Below are 12,315 nucleotides of genomic sequence, written 5' to 3'. Positions count from 1 at the left end.
GACCCAGAACACGATCCGCCATCCCGAATCTCCCTGCTTCGACCATCATCACAGAATCACCAATCGGCTTCTGTGCAAAGGTCTCACAAGGGGAGAAGGGAAGAACCAGGAAGCGTCGGTCAGGAGCGCGGCCTGTTCTTTTGCGGGTCGTAATGGGCGAAGGCGACGACGCGCGCCGGCAGCCGCTTGCTGTGGCCGTCGAGCTTGCCGATCTCGACCTCGGTGCCGATCGCCGAATGCGCGACGTCGAGCCTGGCCAGCGCGATGGTCTTGTTCAGCACCGGCGAGCGCATGCCGGAGGTGACGACGCCGATCTGGGCCCGGCCGACATGCACGCAATCGCCGTGGCCGACCGCGATATTGGCATCGATGTCGAGGCCGACCAGCTTCTTCTGCGGGTTTTCCTTGCGCCGGATCAGCGCCTCGCGGCCGATGAAATCGTCGCTCTTGGTCTTCAGCGGTACGGTGAAGCCGATGCCGGCCTCGAACGGATCCGTCTGGTCGGAAAACTCGTGAGCAGCAAAGATCAGCCCGGCCTCGATGCGCACCATATCGAGCGCCTGCAGCCCCATCGGCTTCAGGCCGTGCGGCTGGCCGGCCTGCCAGATCGCGTCGAAGACCTTTTCGGCGTCGCGCGGATGGCACCAGATCTCGTAGCCGAGCTCGCCGGTGTAACCGGTGCGCGAGACAACGACCGGAATGCCGTTGCCGCCGCCGATGCGGGCAACGGCGAAACGGAACCATTCGAGTTCGTCGATCGACGGCTGCAGCGGCGAGGTCCAGATGATCTGCCGCAGGACGTCGCGGCTTTTCGGCCCCTGCACGGCAACATTGTGCATCTGGTCGGTCGACGAGCGCACCAGCACGTTGAGGCCGAGCTTTGTCGCCGTCTCGCGCAGCCATTCGCCGGATAGATCGTCGCCGCCGACCCAGCGGAAATTATCCTTGCCGAGCCTGAGCAGCGTGCCGTCGTCGATCATGCCGCCATGCTCGTAGCACATGGCGGAATAGACGACCTGGCCGACGCCGAGCTTCTTGATGTCGCGGGTCAGCGTGTATTGCAGCAGCGCCTCGGAGTCCGGCCCGGTGACCTCGAACTTGCGCAGCGGCGACAGGTCCATGATCACGGCGTCCTGCCGGCAGGCCCAGTATTCATCGATCGGGCCTTGCCTGGCGAAGGAATTGGCCAGCCAATAGCCCTTGTACTCGACGAAGTTGCGGGTGTGCTTGGCAAAGCTCGAATGAAAGGCGGTCTCGCGGGTCATTTTCGGTTCCGAATCGGGCGTCATGCGTCTGGCGATCGCTCGCGAGAATTTGTGCTGGCCGGGATAGGTTCGCACATGGATGTCGGTCAGGTTCCAGCCATTGGCCGGCGTCGTATCGTCGGGGCAGGCGGACGAGACGCAGACGATGTCCGTGAGCGCCCTGAGTAGCACATAGTCGCCCGGCCGCGACCACGGCTCGTCCGATACCACGACGCCATGCGCGTCGATGGCCGTGTTGAAGAAGAAGTTGATCGCCATCCAGCCGGCGCGAGGCGTGACACCCTTGTCGGCCAGCGCGTGGTTGAAATTCTCCGAGCAGTTGGGATGGCCGGGATAACCGATGTCGTCGTAATATTTGGCCGCGCAGGCGAGCGCGAATGCATCGTGGCGGCCGCAAGTGTCCTGCACAACCTCGACCAGCGGCTCCATGTCCTGGTCGTAGTATTTCGAGTGCAGACCGGGCATCGGATAGCTCGAACCCATCAGCGTGCGCGTCGTCGTCACGTCGAGCGGATGATCGCGGCCCTTGTCCAGCTTGCGCGCCGAAAAGCACTGGAAGTCGGTGCATTGGCGCCCGTCGACATCGATGATCTGCAGATAGTCGCCCGCCTTGACGAAGTAGGCCTCCGCCGTCGCCGAATGGACGCGCAGGTCGAGCACGGGATCGGCCAGCGGGTCGGCAAGCCTGGATTTCGCCGCCGGGCGGATGGTGGCGCGGCGGACGATGACGCTAAGCGGCGTCGCCGTATCGTGGCCGTCGACCAGCATCGGCCCGCCGGGCGCGGCAATCAGCATCGACCCATCGCGGGCGACGGTAAAAGCCTGTTCGGTGCCGGCAGGGGTGGCGCCGCCGAAAACGCGAACCGCCTTCGCCTGGTCGATCTGCACCTGGCGCCGCTCGAGCCCCCGGCGCAAGGATGCGAGGCCGTCGTCGCCTTCGGCCAGCAGCGCCTTGATGCCGGCGGCATTGCAGTTCGATTTCTCGCCGAGAATGCCGGGATCGGTCGCGTCGCTGCTGTCCCATGCCAGCAGCTCGCAGGCCTGCCCGCCCTCGACATCGCGCACGGTGACAATGTCGCCGGCCTCGACCTCGATCAGCACCGCGCCATTGCCCTGAACCGTGTAGCGCTCCATCCCGGCCGGCAACGCGATCTGGCCTGGCCGCAGGATCAGGCTCGGCCGGGGCGGTCCTGCGACGACGGCGGGGTAGGGCGACTGGCTCATCTCAACCTTGGTTTCGAGAAACAAGTTTGCCTGTGTGTGAAATTATTTTAGCGGGAAGAATAGCAGGGGGATCGGGTTTGGCAAGGTGAAGGTGGCACAAGCTCCCCCTTCTCCCCTTGTGGGAGAAGGTGTCGCCGAAGGCGACGGATGAGGGGTGTTCCAGGGAACGCCAGCCTCTCACTCCGCTGGAACACCCCTCATCCGTCTCGGCGCTGCGCGCCGATCCACCTTCTCCCACAAGGGGAGAAGGGAAGACGCGCCAAGGCTATGCCAACTCCTCGCTGTGGCTGATCTCGACGCCATACTCGGCGGCAGCGTCCAGCATCGTATGCCACAGGCTTTCCGCGAAGGTGGCGAACACCAGAAGATTGAACACAGCCTGTCGGTCCGGCCGATCATTGCCGCGCCAGAGATTGATGCTGGTGTGATCGACCGAGGTCGCCGCAGCGGTGCCGGCCGGGAACGCCGCGGGGTGCAGGTCTAGCGACGACAGTTTGGCCAGCATCGCGCGCGCCTTTTCTCCGGAAACGCTGATCAGCGCGCGGGCATGCGACTGGTCGGACAGCGAGGCGGATTGCGCAAACGCCTGGCTCAGCGGTTCGCTCGCGTGCTTGCCGCCATTGGACAGGACCAGGAACTGATCCGGTCCCGACCAGATCAGCGTAGCGTCGGGAGCTCGGGTCGCCTTGGGCGTTTCCGGGGCGGCAACGCCGAAGCGGGTTTCGGCGGCCTTCGCCAGTTCTGCCGCTTTGCCGCGCCGCGCCATCACCTGGATCAGGTCGAAATTGCGGATCTCGGTGAGCGATACGCCGGCCGCCGTGCCGCGCGCGCCATAGGCGCCGACAACAAGCGCTTTCTCCAGCGGACTGCGGGCAATCCAGGAAAACTCAGCCACGCTGGCGCCCTCCATCCGGATCGTAGAAGACGGGACTGCACAGCTCGACATCGTAGTCTTCGCCGCGCAGCGGGTCTTGCGCATGGACGATTTCGCCGATGCGCTCGCGGCCGCGCTCAACCAGTGCCAACCCGATCCACTGGTCGAGCGTCGGCGAGAAGCAGACCGAGGTGACGTAGCCCTGGTCGTTATCGGGACCGGGCGTCTCGCCCTTCGGGATGATATGCGCGCCGGAACGCAGGCGGCGCGTCTTGTCGACCGGCTTGATGCCGACCACGACCTGGCGGTCCGGCGCAATCAGCGCCTCGCGCCCGGCCATGACGCGGCCGATGAAATCTTTCTTGCTGGACATCATCTTGCCCAACCCGAGGTCGGCGGCGGTCGTCGTGCCGTTCAGCTCCGGTCCGGCGACATGGCCCTTTTCGATGCGCATGACGCCGAGCGCCTCGGTACCGTAGGGCGTAACGCCGAACGGCTTGCCGGCCAGCATCAAATTGCGCACCAGCGCCTCGCCATAGCGGGCGGGAACCGAAATCTCGAACGCCATTTCGCCCGAAAACGAGATGCGGAACAGCCGCGCCTTGATGCCACCGCGAAGCGCGACTTCCCGCGCCCCCATGAAGGGAAAGCCCTCGTTCGACAAATCCTCGGACGGATCGACCATTTCCCGAAGCAGGTCCCGGGTCTTCGGCCCGGCGATCGAGAACTGCGCCCATTGATCGGAGACGGATGTCAGCTGCACGTCGAATTCGGGGAACAGCACCTGCCGGCAGAATTCGAGATGCTGCATCACCAGCCCGGCCTTGGCGGTGGTGGTGGTCAGGAAATAGTGGTCCTCGGCCAGCCGTGACGTCGTGCCGTCGTCATAGACGATGCCGTCCTCGCGCAGCATCAGCCCGTAGCGGGCTTTGCCGACGGCGAGACCGGAGAAGGTGTTGATGTAGACGCGGTCGAGAAAGGCGCCGGCATCCGGGCCGTGCACGTCGATCTTGCCGAGCGTCGAGACATCGCAGAAGCCGACGCCTGAGCGCACCGCCTTGACCTCGCGGGTGACCGATTCCAGCCAGTCCTTTTCGCCGGCGCGCGGATACCATTGCGCGCGCTTCCACAGGCCGGTGTCGACGAACACCGCGCCCTGTTCGGCTGCCCAGTGATGCGACGGCGTCAGTCGTGTCGCATGAAAATTCTCGTCGCGATGATGGCCGGCGAAGGCGCCGATGGCGACCGGCACATAGGGCGGACGGTAGATCGTCGTGCCGGTTTCGGGGATCGATTTGCCGCTGATTGCCGCCATGATGGCGAGACCGGCGACGTTCGAGGTCTTGCCCTGGTCGGTGGCCATGCCGAGCGTCGTATAGCGCTTGAGATGCTCGACCGATTCGAAACCTTCGCGCTGCGCCAGTTCGATGTCGGACGCGGTCACGTCATGCTGGTAATCGACGAAGGCTTTCCCTTTGCCGGCCACATACCAAAGCGGCGTCAGCGAAAACGCCTCGCTGTCGGCGACCGGCGATGTGCCGGCATTGCCGCTGCGTCCAGCACCCTGCGCTGCCGCAGCACCCGCGGCAAAGCCCTGGCGCAGGCAGTCGCCCAGCCCGAAGGCGCCGTTGGCGGCGCCGACGGCCACCATGCCGGGCGGCGCGCCGTCCGGCACGAAGGCTGCGATATCGTCCTGCCATTTCGGCCGGCCGCGATGGTAGGAGGTCAGCCCGACCGCCGGATTCCAGCCGCCCGAGACGGCTAGCCCGTCGGCCTCGACCTCGGCGCGCGCCCCACCGGTGAGCGATACCGCGATTTTCCTTACGCCGTCCTTGCCGCCTTCGACCCCGCTGACCGAGCCGTTGAGCACGGCAAAGCCGCCTTTGGCGGCAAGCGCGCGATGCGCGGCGGAGACGTCCGGGCGCGCGTCGATCACCGCTGCGATCTGCAATCCGGCGCCAAGCGCGGTCTCGACCGTACGCCAGCCATCCTCATTGTTGGTGAACAGCGCGATCCTCTTGGCAGGGGTAACCGCGTAGCGCGCGACATAGGTCCGCATAGCCGAAGCCATCATCACGCCCGGCGTGTCGTTACCGGCAAAGACGATCGGCCGCTCGATGGCGCCGGCGGCGACGACGCAGCGCTTGGCCACGATCCGCCACAGCCGCTGGCGCACCTGGTGCTCGGGCGGCGAGGGCAGGTGGTCGTTGACCCGCTCGATGGCGCCATAGGTGCCGCCATCATAGACGCCGAACAATGTCGTGCGGGTCATGATGCGGACATCGGGCAGTGCGGCGAGTTCGGCCAGCGTGCGCGTAATCCATTCGGCCGCCGGCGCGCCGTCGATCATGCCGCCGTCGGCGAGCAGACGGCCGCCAAGCGCAAAATCTTCCTCGCACAGGATGACGCGGGCGCCGCCGCGCCCGGCCGCCAGTGCCGCAGCCAGTCCGGCCGGGCCGGACCCGGCGATCAGCACGTCGCAATGCGCCCAGGCCTTGTCGTAATGGTCGGGGTCGGCGACGCCGGGGGCGCGGCCGAGGCCGGCGGCGCGGCGGATCGCCGGCTCGTAGACCGCTTCCCAGAATTTCGCCGGCCACATGAAGGTCTTGTAGTAGAAGCCGGCGACGAAGATCGGCGCGAACAGCTGGTTGACCGCCATCAGATCGTGGCGCAGCGACGGCCAGCGGTTCTGGCTGGCGGCTTCGAGCCCGTCATAGAGTTCGGCCGTGGTCGCCTTGGTGTTCGGCTCGCGCCGCGCTCCGCTGCGCAGTTCGACTAGCGCGTTGGGCTCCTCCGAACCAGCGGTCAGGATGCCGCGCGGCCGATGGTATTTGAACGAGCGGCCGACCAGCTTGACGCCATTGGCGATCAGCGCCGAGGCCAGCGTGTCGCCTTGGAAACCGGCAAAGCTCTTGCCGTCGAAGCGGAAGGCCAGCGGCGCGGCGCGATCGATGAGACCGCCGCTCTCCAGCCGGTGTGTCTGCGCGGGGCCAACCATCAGGCCCCAACCTCGGCGGCACCGACGCCTGCAGCCGGTTCGACCGCCGAAATCTCATGCGTCAGCGTGTTGCGGGCGACCTTCAGCCAGGCCCGGCAGCCGCCGCCATGGTACCAGTATTCGCTCATCGGCCCGGCGATGTTGTCGCGCAGATAGACGTAGTCGAAGACCTCGTCTTCGGTGACGCCGGCCGCCGGACGCGCCGGCTTGGCGTCGCCCAGATAGGTGAACTCGCCGAGTTCGCGTTCGCCGCAGAAGGGACAGACAATGCGCATGCTTCTTCAGCCAGCCTTCAATGCAGGTTCGGTTGGGCGCCCTGGCCCTTTTCGTCGATCATCGCACCTCGCCGGAAGCGGTCGAGGCGAAAGCGGATAGCCTCCTTGTGCGGCTCGTCGCGCGCCAGAAGATGGGCAAAGACCAGGCCGGAGCCGGGCGTCGCCTTGAAGCCGCCATAGCACCAGCCGGCGTTGAGATAGAGCCCGTCGACCGGTGTTTTGTCGATGATCGGCGAGCCGTCCATCGACATGTCCATGATGCCGCCCCACTGACGCAGAAGCCGTATCCGGCCGATCATCGGCATCAGCGCCATGCCGCCTTCGCAGACGTCTTCCATGACAGGCAAATTGCCGCGCTGGGCGTAGGAATTGTAGCCGTCTATATCGCCGCCGAAGACCAGGCCGCCCTTGTCGGACTGGCTGACGTAGAAATGGCCGGCGCCGAAGGTCATGACATTGGGGATCAGCGGCTTGATCGCCTCGGAGACGAATGCCTGCAGCACATGGCTTTCGATCGGCAGCCGCATGCCGGCCATCGCCGCGACGCGCGACGAGGAGCCGGCGACGGCCATGCCGACCTTGCCTGCGTCGATCCTGCCGCGGCTCGTCTCGACACCGGTCACCTTGCCGTCGGCGTCGCGGACAAAACCGGTCACTTCGCAGTTCTGGATGATGTCGACGCCGAGCGCGCTCGCCGCATGCGCATAGCCCCAGACCACGGCGTCGTGCCGTGCCGTGCCGCCACGTCGCTGCAAAAGCCCGCCTTGCACTGGAAAGCGCGCATTGTCGAAGTTCAGGAACGGCATCATCTTCCTGACCGCCGTCAGATCGAGCAGTTCGGCATCGATGCCGTTGATGCGCATGGTGTTGCCGCGCCGCGCATAGGCGTCGCGCTGCGCGTCGGAATGGTAGAGATTGATGACGCCGCGCTGGCTGACCATGGTGTTGTAGTTGAGGTCCTGCTCCATCCGCTCCCACAGCTTCATCGAAAGCTCGTAGAAACCGGTATTGCCGGGCAGCCCGTAATTGGAGCGGATGATGGTGGTGTTGCGGCCGGCATTGCCGGAGCCGATCCAGCCCTTTTCCAGCACCGCGACATTCCTGATGCCGTATTCGCTGGCGAGGAACCATGCCGTCGCCAGGCCATGGCCGCCGCCGCCGATGATCACCACGTCGTAGTGGCTCTTCGGGCTGGCGTCGCGCCAGGTGCGCTGCCAGTTCTTATGGCCGGAAAATGCCGCCCGGGCGAGGGAGAAGATCGAGTATTTCATGAACCTGTTTCGCGCCGGGCGTGCAACAATTCCGGATCAGATGTCGAGCGTGTGGTCGCGCTCCCACTGGGTGAAGTGGGAAGCATAGGAATTCCATTCCTGCTGCTTGAGCTTTAGATAGGCCGACGAGAATTCCTCACCCAGCGCCGTCTTGAGCGATTTGTCATTGTCGAATTCGCGCAATGCGTCGAGCAGGTTGAGCGGCAGCTTCGGCGCCCCTTCGACCGTATGGCCGAACTGGTACATGTCGATGTCGTAGCGCCTGCCGGGGTCGGCCTTCGAGCGGACGCCGTCAAGGCCGGCGGCGATGATGACGGCCTGCAGCAGATAGGGGTTTGCCGCGCCGTCCGGCAGGCGCAGCTCGAAGCGGCCTGGCCCAGGTACGCGCACCATGTGGGTGCGGTTGTTGCCCGTCCAGGTCACCGTGTTCGGCGCCCAGGTGGCGCCGGAGATGGTGCGCGGTGCGTTGATGCGCTTGTAGGAATTGACCGTCGGGTTGGTGATGGCGGCTAGCGCGGACGCATGTTTCATGATGCCGCCGAGGAAATTCCTGCCCTTGGCCGACAGGCCGAGCTCCATCGCATTATCGGCAAAGACATTGGTCTTGCCGTCTTTGTCCCACACCGAGATATGCGCATGGCAGCCATTGCCGGTCAGGCCCTGGAAGGGTTTAGGCATGAAGGTTGCGCGCAGGCCGTGCTTTTCGGCGACCGATTTCACCATGAATTTGAAGAAGGAATGCTTGTCGGCGGTCGCCAGCGCATCGTCGAAGGCCCAGTTCATCTCGAACTGGCCGTTGGCGTCCTCGTGGTCGTTCTGGTAGGCGCCCCAGCCGAGTGCCAGCATGTGGTCGCAGATCTCGGCGATCACATCGTAGCGGCGCATCACCGCCTGCTGGTCGTAGCAGGGCTTCGACGCCGTGTCATATTCGTCGGAAATCGTCTTGCCATCCGGCGAGATCAGGAAGAATTCGGCCTCGACGCCGGTCTTGATGTGCATGCCGTCGCCAGCGGCCTCCGCGATCAACCGCTTCAGCGTGTTGCGCGGCGCCTGCTCGACCGATTTGTCGTCCATGATGCAGTTGGCGGCGACCCAGGCGACCTCCGGCTTCCAAGGCAACTGGATCACCGAGGCCGGATCCGGCACCGCCAGCATGTCGGGATGCGCCGGCGTCAGGTCGAGCCAGGTGGCAAAGCCGGCAAAGCCGGCACCGTCCCGCTGCATGTCGGCGATCGCCTGCGCCGGCACCAGCTTGGCGCGTTGCCCACCGAACAGGTCGGTGTAGGATATCATGAAATATTTGACGCCCTTTTCCTTGGCGAAGGCGGCGAGATCGTTCCCCATTATAGTTCCTCGCTTACTGGCATTTGGTTGGTTTTAGAAGCCGTTCTTGCCCGGTATCCAGTTGGTGCCGGCCAGCGGCACGCCGGCCATGGCGGCGGCTTCGATCGTCAAGGCGACAAGATCCTCGGGCTCGAGATTGTGCAGGCTGTTCTTGCCGCACGCGCGTGCGATTGTCTGAGCCTCAAGTGTCATCACCTTAAGATAATTCGCCAGCCGTCGGCCGGCCGCAATCGGATCGACCCGTTTCATTAGCTCGGGATCCTGCGTGGTGATGCCGGCCGGGTCGCGACCCTCATGCCAGTCGTCATAGGCGCCGGCGGTGGTGCCGAGCTCGTTGTATTCCGCTTCCCACCGCGGGTCGTTGTCGCCGAGCGCGACAAGCGCTGCCGTGCCAATCGACACCGCATCGACGCCGAGCGCCAGCGCCTTGGCGACGTCGGCCCCGTTGCGTATGCCGCCCGAGACGATCAGCTGCACCTTGCGGTGCATGCCGAGATCCTGCAGCGCCTGCACCGCCGGCCTGATACAGGCAAGCGTCGGCTGGCCGACATTTTCAATGAACACTTCCTGGGTCGCCGCAGTGCCGCCCTGCATGCCGTCGACGACGACGACATCGGCGCCCGATTTAACCGCAAGCGCGGTATCGTAATAGGGCCGCGCGCCGCCGACCTTGACGTAGATCGGCTTTTCCCAGTCGGTGATTTCGCGCAGTTCGAGGATCTTGATCTCGAGGTCGTCCGGCCCGGTCCAGTCGGGGTGGCGCGAGGCCGAGCGCTGGTCGATGCCTTTCGGCAGCGTGCGCATTTCGGCGACGCGGTCGGAGATCTTCTGGCCGAGCAGCATGCCGCCGCCGCCTGGCTTGGCGCCCTGGCCGACGACAACCTCGATCGCGTCGGCACGGCGCAGATCGCGCGGGTTCATGCCGTAGCGCGACGGCAGATACTGGTAGACCAGCGTCTTCGAATGGCCGCGCTCTTCCTCGGTCATGCCGCCGTCGCCGGTGGTCGTCGAGGTGCCCGACAGCGTCGCGCCACGGCCGAGCGCTTCCTTCGCCGGGCCGGACAGCGAGCCGAAGCTCATGCCGGCAATGGTGATCGGGATTTTCAATTCGATCGGTTTTTTCGCATAGCGCGAGCCGAGCACGACGCTGGTGTCGCAGCGCTCGCGATAGCCTTCGAGCGGATAGCGCGAGATCGAAGCACCGAGGAACAGAAGGTCGTCGAAATGCGGCAGCTTGCGCTTGGCGCCGGCGCCGCGGATGTCATAGATGCCGGTCGCCGCGGCGCGGCGGATCTCGGAAAGCGTGTAGTCGTCGAAGGTCGCGGATTTGCGCGGCGTCGTCGGCGGGTTGCGATAGGTCATTGAGCCTCAATACGCGTCGGCGTTGTCGATATTGAAATTGTAGAGGGTACGAGCCGAGCCGTAGCGCTTGAACTCCGCCGCCTTGACGCCGGTCACGCCGGCGCGGTCGAGCAAGCCTTGCAGCAATTCGAGATGCTCGGGCCGCATCTCCTTGGCGATGCAGTCGGCGCCGAGGCTTTCGACCTTGCCGCGCACGAAAAGCCGCGCCTCGTAAATGGAATCGCCGAGCGCATCGCCGGCGTCGCCCAGCACCACGAGGTTGCCGGACTGCGCCATGAAGGCCGACATGTGGCCGATATTGCCATGGACGACGATGTCGATGCCTTTCATCGAGATGCCGCAGCGCGACGACGCGTTGCCTTCGATGACGAGCAACCCGCCCCGGCCGGTGGCGCCGGCGTACTGGCTGGCATCGCCTTTGACGACGATCTGGCCGGACATCATGTTCTCGCCGACGCCGGGCCCGGCCGAGCCATGCACGGTGATGGTGCCGCCGTCGTTCATGCCGCCGCAATAATAGCCGACGCTGCCGCGCACATCGATGGCGACCGGCTGGTCGACGCCGACGGCGACCGAATGGCTGCCTCGCGGGTGGAGCACCTCCCAGGCGGTCTCGTTCGAACCGGGCGCCAGATCGTGCAGCGCCTGGTTGAGCTCGCGCAGCGACATTTCGGCCAGGTCGAAGACCCGCGATGCCTGGCCCGGCTCGCGCGCGGCCTTGGAGAGGTTGCCCGTATTGAAGGCATTGCTTGCCGGCATTGGTTCAATGCTCCCAGAAATAGACGGTTGCGGGCTCGGGTTCCCAGACCTTCGCATTGTCTATGCCGGGCAGTTTGGTGAGCGCACGATATTCCGAGCCGAAGGCGACATACTGGTCGGTTTCGGCCATTACGGCGGGCTTGCAGGCGATCGGATCGCGCACCACGCCGAAGCCGTTCTTGGTGCCGACGACGAAGGTGAAAAAGCCGTCGAGATCGCTCAGCGTGCCTTCCAGCGCCTCGCCCAGATTCTTGCCATGCGCCATCTGCGAGGAGAGATAGGCGGCAGCGACCTCGGTGTCGTTCTCGGTCTCGAATGTCATGCCTTCGCGGATCAGCTCGCGGCGGACATTGTTGTGGTTGGACAGCGAGCCATTATGCACCAGGCACTGGTCGGCGCCGGTCGAGAACGGATGCGCGCCCATCGTCGTCACCGCCGATTCGGTCGCCATGCGGGTATGGCCGATGCCGTGGGTGCCGGTCATCTCGCGGACGCCGAAACGGTCGACGACCGCTTCGGGCAAGCCGACTTCCTTGTAGATTTCGACGACGTCGCCGGCGCCCATGATGCGGATGTCGGGGCGCAGCGTCTGGATCGCCTCGCGCGCTTCGTCGATCTTGGCAGGCGTCGTCCGGACCACCGCATGCGTCGACTTCGCAGCAATGCTCACCGGCGCGCCGATTGCCTTGGCGAGTTCGGCGTCGAGGCCGCGGAAATCGCGCTCCGGCTTGGCCGACTGGATGGTGATCTTGGCTTCACTGGAGGGCGCGCCATAGATGGCGATGCCGGCGCTGTCGGGACCGCGATCGCTGAGCGAGATCAGCATCTCCGACAGCATCGCGCCAAGCTGGGGCTCGAGCGACTTGTCCTTCAAAAACAGTCCGACGATTCCGCACATGTCAGCCTCCGCGAGTTTGTTCCCTCCGAGATGTATCGAATGAGT

Annotated in this window: 9 protein-coding genes; all 9 read right to left on the bottom strand. The window is 65.1% G+C overall.

Annotated elements, in window-relative coordinates:
- Positions 1-119 precede the first annotated feature (119 nt).
- Positions 120-2,489, bottom strand: coding sequence for a trimethylamine N-oxide demethylase (locus NKJ32_RS24610; protein WP_352789357.1), 2,370 nt, complete (start codon positions 2,487-2,489; stop codon positions 120-122).
- A gap of 265 nt (positions 2,490-2,754) precedes the next feature.
- The gene (locus tag NKJ32_RS24605) at positions 2,755-3,384 is read right to left on the bottom strand and encodes a sarcosine oxidase subunit gamma (protein ID WP_352789360.1); all 630 of its coding nucleotides are present in this window, start codon (positions 3,382-3,384) and stop codon (positions 2,755-2,757) included.
- Positions 3,377-6,361 (bottom strand): sarcosine oxidase subunit alpha, encoded by a 2,985-nt coding sequence (locus NKJ32_RS24600; RefSeq protein WP_352789363.1) that lies wholly within the window; start codon positions 6,359-6,361, stop codon positions 3,377-3,379. Before NKJ32_RS24600 ends, NKJ32_RS24605 begins: the two co-directional genes overlap by 8 nt.
- A complete protein-coding gene (locus NKJ32_RS24595) occupies positions 6,361-6,636 on the bottom strand; it encodes a sarcosine oxidase subunit delta (RefSeq protein WP_352782067.1) in 276 nt (91 codons plus the stop codon). The genes NKJ32_RS24600 and NKJ32_RS24595 overlap by 1 nt, the downstream gene beginning before the upstream one ends.
- 17 nt (positions 6,637-6,653) lie before the next feature.
- Complete coding sequence (locus NKJ32_RS24590) at positions 6,654-7,907, bottom strand: sarcosine oxidase subunit beta family protein (protein WP_352782065.1); 1,254 nt, start codon at positions 7,905-7,907, stop codon at positions 6,654-6,656.
- A gap of 36 nt (positions 7,908-7,943) precedes the next feature.
- Positions 7,944-9,251 (bottom strand): type III glutamate--ammonia ligase, encoded by a 1,308-nt coding sequence (gene glnT / locus NKJ32_RS24585; protein WP_352453796.1) that lies wholly within the window; start codon positions 9,249-9,251, stop codon positions 7,944-7,946.
- Between the two features lie 33 nt (positions 9,252-9,284).
- A complete protein-coding gene (locus NKJ32_RS24580; RefSeq protein ID WP_023673984.1) occupies positions 9,285-10,613 on the bottom strand; it encodes an FMN-binding glutamate synthase family protein in 1,329 nt (442 codons plus the stop codon).
- 6 nt (positions 10,614-10,619) lie between these two features.
- Complete coding sequence (locus NKJ32_RS24575; protein WP_245274607.1) at positions 10,620-11,282, bottom strand: GltB/FmdC/FwdC-like GXGXG domain-containing protein; 663 nt, start codon at positions 11,280-11,282, stop codon at positions 10,620-10,622.
- Between the two features lie 94 nt (positions 11,283-11,376).
- The gene (locus NKJ32_RS24570) at positions 11,377-12,270 is read right to left on the bottom strand and encodes a class II glutamine amidotransferase (RefSeq protein WP_023673986.1); all 894 of its coding nucleotides are present in this window, start codon (positions 12,268-12,270) and stop codon (positions 11,377-11,379) included.
- Positions 12,271-12,315 lie beyond the last annotated feature (45 nt).

This window comes from Mesorhizobium sp. M0159 (assembly GCF_040322295.1).
Taxonomy (GTDB): domain Bacteria; phylum Pseudomonadota; class Alphaproteobacteria; order Rhizobiales; family Rhizobiaceae; genus Mesorhizobium.
The sequence above is the reverse complement of the archived record's forward strand: the minus strand, read 5'-3'. Positions and strand labels throughout refer to the sequence as shown.